We start from the raw sequence: 17,935 nt of genomic DNA on the forward strand, positions 1-17,935 counted from the left end.
TCTGTTTCCAATCTTTGAGATGTTGATTTAATTTCATCTCATGATAACTATACTATTTACTTCTCTTAATACTTTTACCTTATTTCTGAGCTTTTACTCCTCCCTTTGTAAAAAACCTACCCTTGTAAGCGCCGTTCACCGGGGCTTCAGTCGCTAGCTTCACCCTTACGAGCTGACCAACTTCCTTAACCTTCCGGCACTGGGCAGGCGTCAGCCCCTATACGTCCTCTTTCGAGTTGGCAGAGACCTATGTTTTTGGTAAACAGTCGCCTGGGCCTCTTCACTGCGACCAGCTCTCGCTGGCACCCCTTCTTCCAAAGTTACGGGGTAATTTTGCCGAGTTCCTTAGAGAGAGTTATCTCGCGCCCCTTAGTATACTCAACTTGCCCACCTGTGTCGGTTTCGGGTACGGGTACTTGGTTTTCATCACATCATCAGCTTTTCTTGGCACTGCTCTTAACCACGCGCCCTCCGTAGAGGACTCCCAATCCATTCAGGGTGTGGCTATCCCTCATGCGTCCCTAATGATGCTCCCACCTAGTAGTCAGGGATTATTAACCCTGTTTCCATCGACTACGCCTTTCGGCCTCGCCTTAGGTCCCGACTAACTCTCCGCGGACGAGCCTTCCGGAGAAACCCTTGGGCTTTCGGGGTTAGGGATTCTCACCCTAATTTTCGCTACTTAAGCCGACATTCTCACTTCTGTGCCGTCCACACCTGCTTGCCGCTAGTGCTTCACCCTACACAGAACGCTCCCCTACCACTTGCATTGCAAGTCCACAGCTTCGGTAGAACGCTTAGCCCCGTTCATTTTCGGCGCAGGAGCGCTTGACCAGTGAGCTATTACGCACTCTTTTAAGGATTGCTGCTTCTAGGCAAACCTCCTGGTTGTCTATGCACTCCCACCTCCTTTCTCACTTAGCGTCCATTTGGGGACCTTAGCTGGTGGTCTGGGCTGTTTCCCTCTTGACGATGAAGCTTATCCCCCACCGTCTTACTGGTTGTCGACTCCGAAGTATTCTGAGTTTGCCTCACTTTGGTACCGCTCTCGCAGCCCGCAGCGAAACAGTGCTTTACCCCTTCGGAGTATTTTTCAACCGCTGCGCCTCAACGCATTTCGGGGAGAACCAGCTAGCTCCGAGTTCGATTGGCATTTCACCCCTAACCACACCTCATCCGCCGACTTTTCAACGTCGGTCGGTTCGGACCTCCACTTGGTATTACCCAAGCTTCATCCTGGACATGGTTAGATCACCCGGGTTCGGGTCTACAAACTGTGACTAAAAACGCCCTTGTCAGACTCGCTTTCACTTTGGCTTCGGGTTTTCCCCCTTAACCAGCCACAGCCTGTAAGTCGCCGGCTCATTCTTCAACAGGCACACGGTCAGACGTTCAATCGTCCTCCCATTGCTTGTAGGCTAACGGTTTCATGTTCTATTTCACTCCCCTCGCCGGGGTTCTTTTCACCTTTCCCTCGCGGTACTGTTTCGCTATCGGTTACACAGTAGTATTTAGCCTTACCGAGTGGTCTCGGCTGATTCACACGGAATTCCACGGGCTCCGTGCTACTCGGGATTCAGCCTGGTTGCTTGAGCTTTCGACTACAGGACTTTCACCTTCTCTGGTGCAGTATTCAGCTGCTTCGTCTAGCTTCTGCCTTCCCGTTGTGGCTGTCCCACTACCCCAGCAGACATGTCCGCTGGTTTAGGCTTCTCCCTCTTCGCTCGCCGCTACTAAGGGAATCGCTTTTGCTTTCTTTTCCTCCAGCTACTAAGATGTTTCAGTTCACTGGGTTGGCTCGTTTCTACCTATGTGTTCAGTAGATCGTACTTGGGGTTGCCCCATTCGGAAACCTCCGGCTCAATGCTTGCTTCCAACTCCCCGGAGCGTATCGTCGGTCACCACGTCCTTCTTCGCCTCTGTGTACCTAGGTATCCACCGTTAGCCCTTTCTAGCTTGACCTGCTAGGAGCTTGTCTTGTTTTTCACGAAATAGTTTTTCTGTTTCTATTTCTACCTGCTGGTAATCTCTATGTTTTATGCAGTTTTCAAGGTGCTGTACTGGACTCAAAGCCCAGCATTCCTAGCTTATGATGCTTCAGATGCTGGATTTTTTGATTCCTGATTCGGTTTGACTCTGGTGGAGGTAAGCGGACTTGAACCGCTGACATCCTGCTTGCAAAGCAGGCGCTCTACCAACTGAGCTATACCCCCTCTTTTGATTCACCAGCTTACCATTCCACAATTTTTGGCTTTTAATTAACTTAATTGCCGATTACTGTTTCTTGTTGGCTGATAGGTGGGCCATCCTGGACTTGAACCAGGGACCTCACCCTTATCAGGGGTGCGCTCTAACCACCTGAGCTAATAGCCCATGTTCTTTCAACCGAACCAGTTACTAGTTTGAAGGCTTTAATTTTTTTCCCTAGTCCGACCTTGGGATTATTTGAATCTCTACTTATTTGTGTATCTTTCAGTAGACTTCAACAGGTCTCCCTAAAAAGGAGGTGATCCAGCCACACCTTCCGGTACGGCTACCTTGTTACGACTTCACCCCAGTCACTAGCCCTGCCTTCGGCATCCCCCTCCCTTACGGGTTAGGGTAACGACTTCGGGCGTGGCCAGCTTCCATGGTGTGACGGGCGGTGTGTACAAGGCCCGGGAACGGATTCACCGCAGTATGCTGACCTGCGATTACTAGCGATTCCTCCTTCATGCAGGCGAGTTGCAGCCTGCAATCTGAACTGAGGCAGGGTTTGCTGAGATTCGCTTACTCTTGCGAGCTTGCTGCCCTTTGTCCCTACCATTGTAGTACGTGTGTAGCCCAGGACGTAAGGGGCATGCTGACTTGACGTCATCCCCACCTTCCTCCGGTTTGTCACCGGCAGTCTTCCTAGAGTGCCCAGCCTAACTGCTGGCAACTAAGAACGAGGGTTGCGCTCGTTGCGGGACTTAACCCAACATCTCACGACACGAGCTGACGACAGCCATGCACCACCTGTGTTCGCGCTCCCGAAGGCACTCTCTAGTTTCCTAGTGATTCGCGACATGTCAAGTCCTGGTAAGGTTCTTCGCGTTGCATCGAATTAAACCACATACTCCACCGCTTGTGCGGGCCCCCGTCAATTCCTTTGAGTTTCACACTTGCGTGCGTACTCCCCAGGCGGGATACTTAACGCGTTAGCTGCGGCACTGCTCGGGTCGATACAAGCAACGCCTAGTATCCATCGTTTACAGCTAGGACTACAGGGGTATCTAATCCCTTTCGCTCCCCTAGCTTTCGTCCCTGAGCGTCAGTTACGGCCCAGTAGAGCGCCTTCGCCACTGGTGTTCTTCCCAATCTCTACGCATTTCACCGCTACACTGGGAATTCCCTCTACCCCTACCGTACTCTAGTTTCACAGTTTCCACCGCCTGCCCGGAGTTAAGCTCCAGTCTTTGACAGCAGACTTGTGAAACCGCCTGCGGACGCTTTACGCCCAATAATTCCGGATAACGCTTGCATCCTCCGTATTACCGCGGCTGCTGGCACGGAGTTAGCCGATGCTGATTCCTCAAGTACCGTCAGAACTTCTTCCTTGAGAAAAGAGGTTTACAACCCAAAGGCCTTCCTCCCTCACGCGGTATTGCTCCGTCAGGCTTTCGCCCATTGCGGAAAATTCCCCACTGCTGCCTCCCGTAGGAGTCTGGGCCGTGTCTCAGTCCCAGTGTGGCTGCTCATCCTCTCAGACCAGCTACCGATCGTCGCCTTGGTGCGCTCTTACCACACCAACTAGCTAATCGGACGCGAGCTCCTCTTCAGGCGAATTACTTTTACCTTTCGGCACATCGGGTATTAGCAGTCGTTTCCAACTGTTATCCCCGTCCTGAAGGCAGATTCTCACGCGTTACTCACCCGTCCGCCACTAGAATCCCGAAGGATTCCCGTTCGACTTGCATGTGTTAGGCATACCGCCAGCGTTCATCCTGAGCCAGGATCAAACTCTCCATGGTGAACATTTTTCTCATCGCTGAGTTTTTGATGTTCTTTCCAGATTAATTTGGTTCAACTGAACTTCCTTAACCTGACTCATTGTTTAATTTAAGTGTTTATTTTAAACTAGGGCTGGTTTAATTATTTAGCCTTCAAACTATTGATTTGTCTAGGTTCGGAGCGTTGTCTCGGGACGTTTCCCTCAACCGCGCATTTACCAATATATCCACCTTCTCTTTAAAAGTCAACCCCTTTTTGCGGAAATTTTGAACTTTTTTAGGTTGATTATGCTTAAGTTAATCTGGACAAGGGTTACAAAGATTTAAAAATTTGAAGAGACGGGTGCGCGACCATAGATATAAACTACATGTTTTAGATAATCAATTAAATCTTGGTTTAAATAGTCGGCAGGAAAACGCCACTCCCAGTTACCTTCTGCTTGAGAAGGAGTATTCATTTTGGCTTCTGCTCCTAATCCAAAAGTATCTTGTAGAGGAATAATGGCAAGATTTACTACTGAGGCTAAAGCTTGACGAATTAAAGCCCAATGAATTCCTTCTGGACACAGACACCCTAAATAATCGATTACTCTAGCTTGCTCTTCGGGAGAACGTTTGTTAAACCAACCTACTGTAGTATCGTTATCGTGAGTGCCAGTGTAAACAATGCAGTTGCGATTAACATAGTTATAGGGAAGAAATTGATTATCCCGATCGCTGTCAAAAGCAAACTGGAGAATTTTCATGCCGGGAAAATTAAATTTATCCCTCAATTCTTCAACTTCTGGTGTAATTACGCCTAAATCTTCTGCGATGATTGGTAGTTCTCCTAATTTTTCTTTAAGAATAGTAAAAAATTTTTCTCCAGGTGCTTTGAGCCATTTGCCATTCATTGCTGTAGGTTCGCCTTGTTTAACAGCCCAAAATGCTTCAAAACCACGAAAATGATCGATCCGAATTAAATCGACATATTCTAAAATTCCTTCTACTCTTCTGATCCACCACTGAAAATCTGTTTTTTCTAACTCTTTCCAGTTGTAAACAGGATTGCCCCACAACTGTCCAGTTGCACTAAAGTAATCTGGAGGTACACCAGCCATTAAAGCTGGCTCGCCTGTTTTTTCATCAAGACAAAAAATTTCTGGATGCGCCCAGACATCGACGCTATCATGAGCAACATAGATAGGAATATCACCAAAAATTTTGATGTTTTTCTGGTTGGCGTATTTTTTTAAGAGTTGCCACTGGCGGAAAAATTCATATTGAATAAATTTATGATAGTAAACATCATCTTTTAAGCAAGTTGCCCAATCAATCAGGGCTTCTGGTTGACGAGAAGCAATATTTGACTCCCATTGATTCCAACTAGCACCATGATTAGCTTCTTTTAAAGCCATAAATAAAGCATAATCATCTAGCCAATCTGCATGGCGATCGCAAAATTCCTGAAATTGTTGTTGCTGTTTTGCTGATGCTAGAGATTGAAACTTGGCACTTGCCTTTTTTAATAAAGGCATTTTTGTAGCAATTACTAAATTATAATCGACTCGCTCTACTGGATATTCAGGCAATCTATTTAAGTCTTCTTCAGTTAATAATCCGTCTTCTTGTAATTGTTTCGGACTAATTAAAAGAGGATTTCCTGCTAAAGCTGAATAGGATAAATATGGAGAGTTACCATATCCAGTCGGGCCAATTGGCAGAATCTGCCATACTTGTTGATAGCTTGCTGACAAAAAATCTACAAATTGATAAGCATTGACACCCAGATCCCCGATACCATAAGGACTAGGTAAAGATGTAGGATGAAGTAAAATACCGCTAGCTCTTGAGTCAAACATTCATTTTAATTTGAGCGACATAATTTTTTTTAGCATAAAAGTTCTGATGGAAGACTAAAGGATTTGTTATATTTTGTTGATAGGAGTTCGTGAAAATAAATAAAAAATATATCTTTTGATAGAAGCAAAATAAATCTAGATTTAGCAATTTATTTAAATTAAAAATAGTTGTTTTTTTTAAGGTTGAGCTTTAGGTTTCAATAAACAGATTCAATTTATTTTTTAAAACCATTTTTTTGAATCAAATTAATTATAGATTTTTTAAATCAATAAAAATATCAAGCGATTGTAAATTCAAAATTTAAGTCACATTGTAAATAATTACTATTAACAAATTTAAAAATTAGTGGATATAAATTTAATTACTGACTATTCAAAATTAAGTGGTACATAAAAATGTCTTTTGCGCGTCTACTTACACTTTTTGTAGGTCTTAGTTTAATTTTAGGATTAGGAATTTGGTTAATCACATCACTTTATCGATTGTATTTGCAAATTTCTTTTACCTCACCATTTTTAGCTAATTTTCTTTTATTATTTCTGGTTATTTTACTTGGACTATTAATTTTTGCATTTATTTACTATTTTAATTTTTACAATAATAAAAAATCGAGAACCAAAGTTCGTAGAAATCGTTTAGTTAAAAAAATACCTGAAGAAAAAACTCAAGCAGCAGCAGAAAATCTTAAAGCATTAAAGAAACAGGTAGGACAGATACAAGATCGTATTGCTCAAGAAGCTTTTTTAAAACGTTCTGAAGAAATAGAAGCTAATTTAGCACGAGGAGAAATCAAAATAGTAGTTTTTGGTACAGGTTCGGCAGGAAAAACTTCTTTAGTAAATTCTTTAATGGGAGAAATTGTTGGGGAAGTTAATCCGACTATGGGAACTACCAAAGAAGGAGAAACCTATAGCTTAAAACTTAAGGGAATAGCAAGAGAAATTTTAATTACCGACACTCCTGGTATTTTAGAAGCAGGAATAGCTGGAACAGAACGAGGAGAATTAGCTAGACAACTAGCGACAGAAGCAGATTTACTTTTATTTGTAGTTGATAACGATTTACTACAATCAGAATACGAACCGTTAAAAACTTTAGCTGAAATTGGTAAACGTTCTTTATTGGTTTTCAATAAAATTGATCTTTACGCTGATGAAGATCAAGAGGTAATTTTAAAACAGTTAAAAGAGAGAGTGACTAAATTAATTCCTGCTGCTGATGTTATAGCGATCGCAGCTAATCCTCAACCAGTTCAGTTAGCTAGTGGAGAGATTATTGAACCAGAACCAGAAATAATTCCTTTAATTAAAAGATTAGTAGCGGTATTGAGAGCAGAAGGTGAAGATTTAATTGCTGACAATATTTTGTTACAATCCCAAAGATTAGGAGATCAAGCTAGAAAAATTATTGATCGTCAAAGAAAACGACAAGCAGAACGAGTAATTGATCGCTATCAATGGATTGGTGCAGGAGTAATTGCAATGACTCCTTTACCTGTAGTCGATTTGTTAGCAACCGCAGCAGTTAATGCTCAAATGGTAGTAGAAATTGGTCGTATTTATGGTTGTGAATTAAATTCGGATAGAGGTAGAGATTTAGCTTTATCTTTAGGTAAAACTTTAGTAAGCTTGGGTGTGGTTAAAGGTGCAGTAGAAATTTTAGCCAAAGCTCTACAATTTCACGTTGCTACTTATATAGTAGGAAAAGTCATTCAGGCAGTTTCTGCTGCTTATTTAACTCGGATTGCTGGGAAAAGTTTTATAGAATATTTTCGTCATGATCAAGATTGGGGTGATGGAGGAATTACGGAAGTAGTGCAGCGACAGTTTCAGTTGAGTCGTCGAGATGAATTTGTTAAATCTTTTGTCAAAGATGCGATCGCAAAAGTGGTTCAACCTCTTACTGGTAATTGGGAAGAACAAGAACCAGAAACATTAGAGTTAGAAGCTAGACTGGAAGATGATTGGTAAGTCTATTTTAATTAAATCGAGGTCATCGATCAAAGTTGAAAACTAATCAAATGTACTTTATGTAACAAAATGAGTAGTGCTTAACTTAAATTAATTTTAGGGAGTGAAAATTATTTTAATTTAACCTCTAGGCATTAATTTTTGTAAAGTATCATTGCAAATAATTTATGATTGTAGCTAAATTAAATCATCACAATATTTTGTTAAATCTTATTCTCATCAATTTAAAGAGAGTAAAAACTGACAAGGCATTTTAGATTTGAAGTTAGGAATAGTAAATGTATCTACATAGTTTGTAGGTAATAGCGTAATTGTTGATTTTTTTTATCTTTCTGGAGGAAAATAAAAATGTTAGAAAAGCTATTTGGTGGTAAATCGAAAAAGCAAAATGGATTTTATTTAGAATTAAAAGAAGATTTAACTGATTCGGTTAATAATATTGTTCCAGCAGTTAAAGAAACTGTAGGAGAAAAAGTATCTGCAGTTAAAGAAACTGTAGGAGAAAAAGTATCTGCAGTTAAAGAAACTGTAGATGAAAAAGTATCTGCAGTTAAGGAAACTGTAGATGAAAAAGTATCTACGGTTAAAGAAACTGTAGAAGACAAAATAGCTGAAACTAAATCAACTTCTACAAAGGTTGTAGAAGAGAAGAAAAACAAAACCAAAAATAAAAAGAAAGCAGATAAAAAGACTTCGGTTAAGAGTAACGAAAAGCAATCTAAAGAAACTAATAATGGTCAAGTTACTCCAACTACTTCTAGTACATCATCTTCGGAACAGCCATTTTGGGTCAAAGCGATGTACAACAATAATAGCAACAAGAAAACTGAGTCAGAAACAACTTTTGCTACCGATTATTTAATGCCTCTTTCTAATAGATCTCGTCGTCGTCCCGGTCCTAGTTTAAATATGTTTAAAGATATGGCGCGTCAAACAAAAACGCCTAGAGGTTAATTCTCATCACTAAAATAATTTATACTTACTCAGTTGAATCCAGGCAATAAGTCCTGGTTTTTTTCTGACTTTTTAATTGTAGCAAGCGAACTGTGGTGCGCGGACATTGTAATCTTAAACCAAGGGAACAACAAACAGGGAATAGTCAACAGTAAGTGTCTTAATTTTTGCTTCGACTGCTAAAAAATATCAAAAACTTATTTTTAATTAAAATTTATAGCCTTTAACAATACTAAATTGTGAATTTTATGTGTTATTTATCATGTTAAAAAAATTAAACTAAATTTTTAATTAAATTTGAGCAATAAAAATATTTTTATTGACCAAGAATTTTGATGAACTTGATCAAGTGTTTTATTTTAGATAAAATTTATAGCGTTTTTTATTCTCGTGAGTACATTAGCTCCCTGGTTTTTGTTGATTATTCATCCCTGGTCATTAGTAATTAGTAACTGATAGCTGGTGTATCTTATAACTTTGAGAATTGCTATATTTTTTTTAAATGTAACAGAAGAAGAGTAAAATATTAATTATAATTAAAAGGCAGAAAAACCCCTGTATTTATTTAAAAATTGTTTTAATCCATTTTGCTCAAACTCTTCTTGATTCCAGTCTTCTTTTTCTACTATGGTTTGGTCATGTGGGTTAATAATATAAGTGTAGCTTTCAATATAAGACTCATTACATAAAATACAATTTACTTTAACTCTAATATATTGATTTCCTTCAAAAAGATCTAATCTTTTTAAATCTTGAGTTGAGACATTAAAATAAACAGTTCCCTGTATGCTATCTTCTTGCTTAGAAGCAATAAGACCAGGATATTCTTCATTTTTTATTTTTTTTCTGCGGTAGCCAAATACCTTGGCCTGTTGTTGTTGATATTTATCTTTAACAATTAAATGCCATACTTCAGGATACATTAAAGAGCCATAACAAAATAAATTAATTGAATTGCTCATCGATATCCTCCTCAGACCATAACTAAAGTATTTTAATTATAATTGTGAACAGAAGTGGCAAAATTTTAAGGCTTTTTAAACTTAGCGAACACTTCTTTTGATAGAGGTTTTCACTCAATAAATTTGTTATAAATCAATAGATTAATCAATTTTTTTAAGATAAAACTTAATCTTGATACTAGACAAACTTTGGTTTTATTGTGTTGCCTTTATCCTTATTATTCTTGGCAGATATTTTCTCATTGCTGGGGGAACCTATCTACTTTTCTACTCGGTTTTAGGCAAATTTTTCGCTAATCAACGATTACGTCGGCAAACTCCCAAATGGGAATCAATTCAAAAAGATATTAAGTTATCCCTTATTTCAACTGTAGTGTTTGCTCTCTGTGCAGCATTGATCATGTCTGAGTATGATTTAGGATTAACTCTTTTATACAGTGATTTCAACAAGTATGGGTTGTGGTATTTAGGAGTCAGCTTTTTAGGAGTTTTGATTCTCCAAGATGCTTATTTTTACTTTATTCATCGACTATTTCACAATTCCTTATTTTTTAAATGGTTACATCAAGGTCATCATTGTTCAAGAGAACCTACACCTTGGACATCTTTTGCTTTTGATCCACCTGAAGCGATCGCACAAACATTTTTCTTTTTAGTTATAGTTTTTATTATGCCACTTCACTTCATTACTGTTATTGCTGCCTTAATCACGATGACTATTTGGGCAGTGTTTACCCATCTTGGTTTTGAAATATTTCCTGCATCGTTTCCTCGTCATTGGTTAGGAAAGTGGTTAATAGGTCCAACCCATCATTCAATCCATCATCGCAAATACACGGTGCATTATGGACTGTATTTTACTTGGTGGGATAAGTTGCTTAATACTCACGATCCTAATTATGATCATTGGGATTAAATCTTAGATTTTTTGATTGATTTTAAACTCCTGTTAAGTTAAGTTGATGAAAAAAATTAATTGTGTACTTTACTTGACAGAATTTTTGAAAACCTCGATATTGAACCACATGAAAGCCGGCATTATCGACTTTACCTTGATCGTCTAGGTAAATTGAAATTTTGGCATGACCTTCGATCCGAGTGACTAGTATCGATAACAATTGCTTTACCCATAGTTTTAATTTCATCTGTTCTCGATTGCAGATTGCTATAAAAATTAGGGAGATGCACTAATGACTTTGAGACTTGGTGCAGAATATACGGAGAGAAACACTGCGTCTTCAAATCCTTCATTGATTGCTCCATGAACCTGAAACGGTTCAGCAACATCTACTTGACCAGCAGAGATAATTTTTTTTTGTCCGTCACCAAGATAGTAAGTCAATTCTCCTCTAATAACAATCCAGGTGTCTTGACCATCGGGATGAGTATGTGCAGGCACTTGTTGACCTGGGCGCACGCCCCAGACAGCAATGCTGGAATGTTTTGTGATAGAAATTTCTGTAACAATAGCTTTTTCTTCGGAAAAGCAAACCAATTTTTCAACATCAAATGTGCGCTGGATAGAGAAAGGTAAAGTATTAGTCATCATTATTTTTGCTTAGGAACTACAGAAATTTACGTTCATTGAATACCCAAGTATTATTACAGATAGTTTTTTTAGATAGTTGTATTCTCTTTGCCATTTCTCAGCTAAACTTGATCATTTTTCTACCTTCGATCTTAGGTTTTTCTTCAGTAGTAGGAATAATTTTGCCGTTTTGATTATGATGGATCATGACAATCCTCCTCATGAGCTACCAACGCTGGTCAACTCTGCCCATAAATTAAGTTAATAAGTTGAAGAACTTGTGAGGAAAATCGGTTAATCCAATAAGTTTTTTTGAGAAAGACTGTCGATTGTTAATTCTTACTAGAAAAACGTAAATTTAAAATCGATAAACCCAAAATTCCTAAAAATAACACTAAACCAATCGTACAAGCGTAGCTAATATCCAAATCTTGAAACGCTCGCTCATAAAGATAATAAACCACAGTTTTAGAACTATTGCGCGGACCACCTTGAGTCATGATATAAATTTCTTCAAAGACTTTAGTGGCAGAAATGGCAGAAATAACTGCTACCAATAATAAATAAGGACGCATCAGTGGCAAAGTTATATCCCAATGTTTGCGCCAATTATCTGAACCATCAATCGCAGCAGCTTCATATAATTCTGGAGCGATCGCTTGTAAGCCAGCTAAATAGATTACCATGTAGTAACCTAGTCCTTTCCAAATTGTAACTACCATCACACTCCATAGAGCTAAATTAGGATCAGTTAACCAAGGAATGCCTTCTGCAATACCAAATTGTTTAAGAAATTGGTTAAGTAAACCATTTTGAGTATAAAGAGCTTTCCAAGCAATTCCTGCTACTATCATCGAAATCACGACAGGAGTATAAAAAGCCGTCCGAAACCAATTAATTCCTTTCAGTTTTTGATTAACTAAAATCGCCAGAAATAAAGGAGCAATCACTAAAATAGGAACGACTCCCACTAAATATAGCAAGGTATTTTTGATAGTTTGCCAAAAAACAACATCGGTTTTTAAACGCTCAAAGTTTTGCCAACCAATCCATTGAGGGGCTTGGGTTAGGTCAAATTCGTAACGAGTAAAACTTAAAGAAAAAGCTTGAATAGCAGGAAAAAATACAGTTAATCCCAGTAGCAATAAAGCTGGTAATAAAAATAAATAAGGAGTTAATTTGTATTGTTTCATTCTCTTAATTTTTTTAAAGGTTGAGAATTTACAGTTACTTTGATTCGCTTAGAAGAAATACTGCGATTTCAATTGATTGAAGTGTACTTGATGAATTTTCAAACTGCTATAGCAATTATTAATTTGGTGAGAAAAAAAACTGTTTGGGCAGAATGTAGAAGGCAAACGTCACTAAGCTGATAAAAAAATAAATTAACCAAATTCACTTAAGTTATAAATAACCTCGAACTATTAAAAAATACTCAAATTCAGCTAGTGAGTAAGCAAATATACTGTAAACAAAAAGAAGTTTCTTTTGATGGAGTTAGAGATGACTAGATTACGTAACTTATTAATTGGTGCTGGTATTGCTACTGTTGGTGCGATCGGCACTAAAAAAGCAGTAGACTATTTTCGTAACCGAGGTAAAGAAGAAGTTGTTGATGAAAATCAAGGTGATGCAGAAGCTATTGCATCTGATGAAGTAGCCTACGCTACCGTAGAAGCTAGTTCTGTTCAAGATTTTCTAAATAAAAGTTTTGGTGCGCCTGGTCGTTATGTTCCTTCTCGTCCACCTAAAATTTTTGAATATCAAGGCGAACAGTACATGGTAATTTGGGCAAAAGATAATCAAAAAAATAAAAATCAAATGATGGCTTTCAAATATACCGATGAAGGTCGTAAGATGGTTGCTAGTGTCGGCTATACTGGTAACGCTACTGATTACAATATCAATTTAGATGGAACTTCTTTTGCAGTCGATGTCAATGGAAAACAACTGACTTCTGGGCATGGAGAAACAAAGGGTGCTAATGAAGTTGATTTTGTTTTAGCTGCCTAAATTATTACTATTCTTTTAACAGCATTGCTGATTGTATGCTCCGTTATTCTGAGCGTAGTCCCGAGTCCTGAATGCAGTGAAGGAATTGAAGCGACGGGGCTTACAAGCATCGCCAGGTTCACTCAAATTCAATTCGAGTGCTTGCCTGGCGACGGATTCCCCGCCTGAATCCAATTCAGGTGACAGCGGGTCAAGAATCTCGATAGATACTTCATTTGGTTTCCTACATTGATCCTGAGCGGAACGAAGGATGACAAGAAAGGATTCATCCCTCAAATCAGCAACGCCCTTTTAACTACTAACTTGTAAAACCCTACTTTTTAATTGGAAGTTGATGGTTTTTTTTCATCAGCTTTCAACTAAGGTAAAATCGGCGAAAAGATTGGAATTTATCGAATTAAAGCAAACGTAAATGGTTGGTTATCTTGTTTTCCTGACAATCTCTATCGGTTTATTTGCAATTTTTGCTCTTGGATTAAACTTACAATGGGGTTTTACAGGCTTAATTAACTTTGGTCATGTGGCTTTTATGACTGTCGGGGCATATACCACAGTTTTATTAAGCTCTTTGGGTGTACCTTTAATCATTGCTGTTTTAATCGGGGCATTAGTAGCAGCATTATTGGGATTATTAATTGGAATGTCTACCTTGAGATTGCGAGAAGATTATTTAGCAATTGTAACAATTGGCGTTTCAGAATTGTTGAGGTTAATTGCTCTTAATGAGGAATGGTTGACTAAAGGCGCATTTGGAATTCAACGTTATCAATTGCCCTTGGAAAGATTTGATCCTAATGGCATCGGCAAAACGATCGCGATTGGGATTTTAACTATTTTAGCTATTTTTGCAGTTTGGCAATTGTGGCAAGGTTTAAAAAATCAATGGCGAGAAAGTCGAGAAATTCAAGGAAAAAGTTATCAACCCCGTAAAAAAATCGGTGCCATTATTTGGGGTGCGATCGCTTTTAGTTTAATTTTAACTGTTTATATTAATAGTTTTCTTGCTCTTTCTGATTACAATTACAAAGCAGGCTTGATGTTATTAGTGTTAATAACTTTAGCTATTATTTATTGGGGTTTGCAATTATTAGTAAATTCTCCTTGGGGTAGAGTACTAAAAGCGATTAGAGAAGATGAAGAAATTGCTCGGGCATTAGGTAAAAACGTTTTTTGGTATAAATTACAAGCTTTTATGTTGGGTGGTGCGATCGCAGGTGTAGCTGGGGCTTTTTATGCTTGGCAGTTGACTACGGTTTATCCAAGTAATTTTGAACCAATTGTTACTTTTAATGCTTGGACAATGGTAGTCTTGGGTGGTGCAGGAAGTAATGCAGGAACATTACTCGGAGTAATTATTTTCTGGGCGTATGATGCGTTGACACGTTTTTATTTGCCTCAATTAGGTTTAGTCGATAATTCTAGTGCAGGGGCATTACGAATTATGATTATTGGTTTAATTTTAATGGTTCTAATGATTTGGCGACCCCAAGGCATCCTTGGTAAGAAAGAAGAACTAACTTTAGGAAAATGAGCGAAATTCGTGGCATTTGGCTGGCAAATCGTCCCCATAGTCAAGTTTTAGCATCAAGACAAAATATTGCTGAAGCGATGGATTTTTTACAACAGCAGGGATTTAATCTGATTTTTCCTGTTGTCTGGAATCGAGGTTATACTTTGTTTCCCAGTCAAGTAATGGCAGATTATGGTTTTCCTATCATTGAACCATTTTATGAATCTCAATCAAGAGATCCTCTCTCAGAAATTATTACCGAGGCACATCAGCGCAACATTGAAGTAATTCCTTGGTTTGAATATGGTTTTGCAGCTTCCCATCTAGCTAATGGAGGACACATTTTACAATCGCAACCGCACTGGAAAGCGATCGCTTTTAATGGGGAAGTAGTTAAACATGGTGGTTTAATTTGGATGAATGCTTTTAATTTAGAAGTTCAACAGTTTATGTTGAATTTAATTTTAGAAGTAGTAACTAAATATAATATTGAAGGTATTCAAGGATGCGATCGCTTGCCTGCTCTTCCTGTTATCGGAGGATACAATCAAGAAACAATTAAACTCTATCAAGCTGAATTTTCTACTCCACCACCTCGTAATCCCCACAACCAACAGTGGCTACAATGGCGCGCTAATTTACTAACTGATTTTCTCGCTCAAGTTTATCAACAAGTCAAAGCAGTTAACCCTCAATTAATTATTTCTTTGTCTCCCGCCGTTTATCCTTTTTGTTTGAATAATCTGCTACAAGATACTAAAACTTGGCTTACCAGAGGCATAGTAGATTTAATTCATCCCCAAATTTATCGTTCTAGTTTTGGTAATTATCGCCAGGAAGTTAAACAAATTAAACGAATTTTTCCGACTAATTCACACTCTAAATTTGTGCCTGGAATTGCTTTTACTGCCAATAATCAAGAACTAAGCATTCACGACCTCCTTCAATGTGTTCAATTAAATCGCGCTAGTGGTTTTAGTGGGCAAGTATTTTTTCACTACGAAGGTTTACGCAAAAATAACGATGCGGTAGCAACTGCACTGTATCAATTAGGAGGTTACAATCAAATAGCTTCTTTACCTTTCTAAGCGCGACCGCTTCTGCGCCTCGCTCCTGGGCGAGATCGCCTTAATCTTGATCCAGAATTAAGCTTATTTCCTAATTCCCTCTTTCCTCATAAGAGAGTAAATTTGATTGTCAGATGGGATTGATTAAGATATTTTTGTATATAAAAGTTAAAAAAAACTAAAAAATGCTAAGAGTCATTACCGATTTCGACGGTCCGATTATGGATGTTTCGGAACGCTACTACCAAGTTTATCAATATTGTTTAGAACAAACTAAATACGAGCAACAATCAATTCACCAACTAAGCAAAGAAGAATTCTGGCAGCTTAAACGAGCGCGTGTACCTGAATATAAAATTGGGATCAAATCAGGTTTAGACGAAACTCAAGCCCAAAAATTTGCTCTCATCCGCAAAAACACGGTTCATACTCTACCTTACCTCAGTTACGATCAAGTTCTTCCTAATGCCATCTCCGTTTTAGAAAAACTACAGTATTTAGGAGTAGATCTGGTTGTCATGACAATGCGACGAGAAAAAGAGTTAGCAGAAGCATTTGAACGCTATAATTTAGCTCGTTTTTTTCCCCCCAACCGTCGTTATTGCCTAAGCAATGATTATCTTAAAACAACCGATATTGAAGATAAACCTTTACTGATGAAAAAAGCTGTAAGCGAATTACCTCCTGCTTCCGATCTGTGGATGATCGGAGATACAGAAGCAGACATCGTAGCAGCTAAACAACATCAAGTTAAAATTATTGGAGTTTTATCAGGCATTCGCGATCGCAAGCATTTAGAACAATATCAACCTAATTTTATTGCTAATGATTTAACAGAAGCGATTAATTTAGTGCTTCAACACACTAATCAAATTCAACTCCTCAGCGCAGAAAGCAACTAGCTATCCAAAACAAACAAAAAGTCAAAACTGAAGCAAATTGCTCAACATTTAACCCTATTCCACCAGTTTGGCTCAATAATAACTGAGCTAATCCATTACCCAATCCAATACCCACTAATAATACAACTAAACTAATTAACAAAGAACGAGGAAACTTATTTTCTTTGCGATTGAGAAAATAGATATTAGCCATAAAACCCAATGCCATTAGTAAAGGAAGTAAAGAAGCTTCCGTGCTTTGAGCAAAAACCGCGGTCGCAGCTAAAACTATATATATTCCCGTTGGCCAAAGAATCTCAGCTTGTGAAGGTCTATCAAGCAAGTTTTTGAGCCATTGAGGTGAATTCTTCTGAGTAACAGGAGTAAAATCAGAAGGAGTTTCTACTAGTCTTTCAGGAAAACGAATTCTTTCTGGAACTTTAATTTTACCTTCCTGACGTAATCTGAGACGATCCATAATAATCGCATCATAAGCAGCTTCAATACTTTCTAATACTTTTGTATCTTGGCTATATTGTTCCTTGAGCTTTCTCTTGGCATTTTGAATTTCTTCAAAAGACGCATTTTCTGTGACATTAAGTTGCTCATAAGGATTTTGTTCGTTCATTGGTTACCTCTTTAACTTGGTTTTTATCTAAATTGTTTTCTTAATATTTAAATAAATTTTTTTCTGAAAAAGCTGTCATGTAAAAACTTTTTTCATCAAAGGTAAAAACGAAAAACTCAAAAGCCAATTGATCAATCCCATCTCATCGTAGTTTTTAGTTCATTGAACTTAACAATAGTTAAACAGTGACTTATGGTTTTTGCTAATAATATTAGTAAATTTCCCACCAGCCAAAGGCAGGTCCAATAAATCTCACTGTAATCCAAATCGCTACCATCATACCAATACCAATCCAAGCTCCTCTAGTAGTCCATTGAATAAACTGTTCCGCTTGTGTTTTAGTTATAGGTAACCAAGATAAAATGGTTTGCTCTTGTCCATATTTTTCACCCAATGCAGTTTTACGGCGTTTTGCTTCACCCATAATGACAATTAACCATAAATTTACGCAACTATGGCTCGATCATAGCGTTTTCTGGCACCAGAAGGCAGCTAAATTTGGCTTCTAAATCAATTTAAAACATAAAATCCTACTGTTATAAAAATTAGCAGTAAAGATGGATTGAAAAGCTTTTGAATTTTTTGTTTTCTTTAATTATGACATCCAAA

Annotated in this window: 14 protein-coding genes, 2 tRNA genes and 2 rRNA genes (1 of these 18 running past the window's edge); 7 read left to right on the forward strand and 11 right to left on the reverse strand. The window is 38.1% G+C overall.

Annotation, left to right across the window (positions count from 1 at the left end; genetic code table 11):
• From STA7437_RS26885 to malQ, 5 genes are all read right to left on the reverse strand, one after another.
• Positions 1-1,962: ribosomal RNA gene (locus STA7437_RS26885) — 23S ribosomal RNA — on the reverse strand (it extends 2,168 nt beyond the left edge of the window).
• A gap of 175 nt (positions 1,963-2,137) precedes the next feature.
• A tRNA-Ala gene (locus tag STA7437_RS11080) sits at positions 2,138-2,213 on the reverse strand.
• A gap of 86 nt (positions 2,214-2,299) precedes the next feature.
• Positions 2,300-2,373, reverse strand: a tRNA-Ile gene (locus tag STA7437_RS11085).
• Between the two features lie 126 nt (positions 2,374-2,499).
• A 16S ribosomal RNA gene (locus tag STA7437_RS11090) occupies positions 2,500-3,992 on the reverse strand.
• Together the 16S and 23S rRNA genes with 2 tRNA genes alongside form the textbook arrangement of a ribosomal RNA operon.
• A 302-nt stretch (positions 3,993-4,294) precedes the next feature.
• The gene (gene malQ / locus STA7437_RS11095; protein ID WP_015193475.1) at positions 4,295-5,812 is read right to left on the reverse strand and encodes a 4-alpha-glucanotransferase; all 1,518 of its coding nucleotides are present in this window, start codon (positions 5,810-5,812) and stop codon (positions 4,295-4,297) included.
• 396 nt (positions 5,813-6,208) lie between these two features.
• Between malQ and STA7437_RS11100 the strand changes: the two genes are divergently transcribed.
• On the forward strand, positions 6,209-7,783 hold the full coding sequence (locus STA7437_RS11100) for a YcjF family protein (protein WP_015193476.1): 1,575 nt from the start codon (positions 6,209-6,211) through the stop codon (positions 7,781-7,783).
• A gap of 348 nt (positions 7,784-8,131) precedes the next feature.
• Positions 8,132-8,737: a hypothetical protein gene (locus tag STA7437_RS11105; RefSeq protein ID WP_015193477.1), complete on the forward strand. Its 606-nt coding sequence runs from the start codon at positions 8,132-8,134 to the stop codon at positions 8,735-8,737.
• A 536-nt stretch (positions 8,738-9,273) separates the two neighbouring features.
• Here the strand turns inward: STA7437_RS11105 and STA7437_RS11110 are convergent.
• A complete protein-coding gene (locus tag STA7437_RS11110; protein WP_015193478.1) occupies positions 9,274-9,699 on the reverse strand; it encodes a gamma-glutamylcyclotransferase family protein in 426 nt (141 codons plus the stop codon).
• A 172-nt stretch (positions 9,700-9,871) separates the two neighbouring features.
• Here STA7437_RS11110 and STA7437_RS11115 point away from each other — a divergent pair, with 172 nt between their 5' ends.
• The gene (locus STA7437_RS11115) at positions 9,872-10,615 is read left to right on the forward strand and encodes a sterol desaturase family protein (protein ID WP_015193479.1); all 744 of its coding nucleotides are present in this window, start codon (positions 9,872-9,874) and stop codon (positions 10,613-10,615) included.
• Positions 10,616-10,637: 22 nt separating this feature from the next.
• On the opposite strand, the gene STA7437_RS26150 is transcribed toward STA7437_RS11115, so the two are convergent.
• From STA7437_RS26150 to STA7437_RS11130, 3 genes are all read right to left on the reverse strand, one after another.
• Positions 10,638-10,844: a hypothetical protein gene (locus tag STA7437_RS26150; protein WP_015193480.1), complete on the reverse strand. Its 207-nt coding sequence runs from the start codon at positions 10,842-10,844 to the stop codon at positions 10,638-10,640.
• 29 nt (positions 10,845-10,873) lie between these two features.
• Positions 10,874-11,248, reverse strand: coding sequence for a cupin domain-containing protein (locus tag STA7437_RS11125; RefSeq protein WP_015193481.1), 375 nt, complete (start codon positions 11,246-11,248; stop codon positions 10,874-10,876).
• Positions 11,249-11,559: 311 nt separating this feature from the next.
• Positions 11,560-12,420, reverse strand: a complete 861-nt coding sequence (locus STA7437_RS11130; RefSeq protein WP_015193482.1) for a carbohydrate ABC transporter permease — start codon at positions 12,418-12,420, stop codon at positions 11,560-11,562.
• Between the two features lie 310 nt (positions 12,421-12,730).
• Between STA7437_RS11130 and STA7437_RS11135 the strand changes: the two genes are divergently transcribed.
• The 4 genes from STA7437_RS11135 (at position 12,731) to STA7437_RS11150 (ending at position 16,719) form a co-directional block, all read left to right on the forward strand.
• A complete protein-coding gene (locus tag STA7437_RS11135; RefSeq protein ID WP_015193483.1) occupies positions 12,731-13,240 on the forward strand; it encodes a hypothetical protein in 510 nt (169 codons plus the stop codon).
• A gap of 412 nt (positions 13,241-13,652) precedes the next feature.
• Positions 13,653-14,771 (forward strand): branched-chain amino acid ABC transporter permease, encoded by a 1,119-nt coding sequence (locus STA7437_RS11140; protein WP_015193484.1) that lies wholly within the window; start codon positions 13,653-13,655, stop codon positions 14,769-14,771.
• Positions 14,768-15,838: a glycoside hydrolase family 10 protein gene (locus tag STA7437_RS11145; RefSeq protein ID WP_015193485.1), complete on the forward strand. Its 1,071-nt coding sequence runs from the start codon at positions 14,768-14,770 to the stop codon at positions 15,836-15,838. The genes STA7437_RS11140 and STA7437_RS11145 overlap by 4 nt, the downstream gene beginning before the upstream one ends.
• 164 nt (positions 15,839-16,002) lie before the next feature.
• The gene (locus tag STA7437_RS11150; protein WP_015193486.1) at positions 16,003-16,719 is read left to right on the forward strand and encodes an HAD family hydrolase; all 717 of its coding nucleotides are present in this window, start codon (positions 16,003-16,005) and stop codon (positions 16,717-16,719) included.
• On the opposite strand, the gene STA7437_RS11155 is transcribed toward STA7437_RS11150, so the two are convergent.
• Positions 16,700-17,326 carry a CPP1-like family protein gene (locus tag STA7437_RS11155; RefSeq protein ID WP_015193487.1) on the reverse strand — a complete coding sequence of 209 codons (627 nt, stop codon included), beginning with the start codon at positions 17,324-17,326 and terminating at the stop codon, positions 16,700-16,702. The two genes, STA7437_RS11150 and STA7437_RS11155, sit on opposite strands and share 20 nt — an antisense overlap.
• A 211-nt stretch (positions 17,327-17,537) precedes the next feature.
• Positions 17,538-17,750: a DUF2839 domain-containing protein gene (locus STA7437_RS11160; RefSeq protein WP_015193488.1), complete on the reverse strand. Its 213-nt coding sequence runs from the start codon at positions 17,748-17,750 to the stop codon at positions 17,538-17,540.
• Positions 17,751-17,935: the final 185 nt, after the last annotated feature.

The sequence above is a fragment of the Stanieria cyanosphaera PCC 7437 genome, assembly GCF_000317575.1.
In the GTDB taxonomy this organism is placed as follows: domain Bacteria; phylum Cyanobacteriota; class Cyanobacteriia; order Cyanobacteriales; family Xenococcaceae; genus Stanieria; species Stanieria cyanosphaera.

Coding starts and splice junctions, on each gene's coding strand:
- STA7437_RS11105 (WP_015193477.1), top strand. CDS start 8,132: ATGTTAGAAAAGCTATTTGGTGGTAAATCGAAAAAGCAAAATGGATTT.
- STA7437_RS11110 (WP_015193478.1), bottom strand. CDS start 9,699: ATGAGCAATTCAATTAATTTATTTTGTTATGGCTCTTTAATGTATCCT.
- STA7437_RS11135 (WP_015193483.1), top strand. CDS start 12,731: ATGACTAGATTACGTAACTTATTAATTGGTGCTGGTATTGCTACTGTT.
- STA7437_RS11150 (WP_015193486.1), top strand. CDS start 16,003: ATGCTAAGAGTCATTACCGATTTCGACGGTCCGATTATGGATGTTTCG.
- STA7437_RS26150 (WP_015193480.1), bottom strand. CDS start 10,844: ATGAAATTAAAACTATGGGTAAAGCAATTGTTATCGATACTAGTCACT.
- STA7437_RS11145 (WP_015193485.1), top strand. CDS start 14,768: ATGAGCGAAATTCGTGGCATTTGGCTGGCAAATCGTCCCCATAGTCAA.
- STA7437_RS11140 (WP_015193484.1), top strand. CDS start 13,653: ATGGTTGGTTATCTTGTTTTCCTGACAATCTCTATCGGTTTATTTGCA.
- STA7437_RS11155 (WP_015193487.1), bottom strand. CDS start 17,326: ATGAACGAACAAAATCCTTATGAGCAACTTAATGTCACAGAAAATGCG.
- STA7437_RS11160 (WP_015193488.1), bottom strand. CDS start 17,750: ATGGGTGAAGCAAAACGCCGTAAAACTGCATTGGGTGAAAAATATGGA.
- STA7437_RS11125 (WP_015193481.1), bottom strand. CDS start 11,248: ATGATGACTAATACTTTACCTTTCTCTATCCAGCGCACATTTGATGTT.
- STA7437_RS11100 (WP_015193476.1), top strand. CDS start 6,209: ATGTCTTTTGCGCGTCTACTTACACTTTTTGTAGGTCTTAGTTTAATT.
- malQ (WP_015193475.1), bottom strand. CDS start 5,812: ATGTTTGACTCAAGAGCTAGCGGTATTTTACTTCATCCTACATCTTTA.
- STA7437_RS11130 (WP_015193482.1), bottom strand. CDS start 12,420: ATGAAACAATACAAATTAACTCCTTATTTATTTTTATTACCAGCTTTA.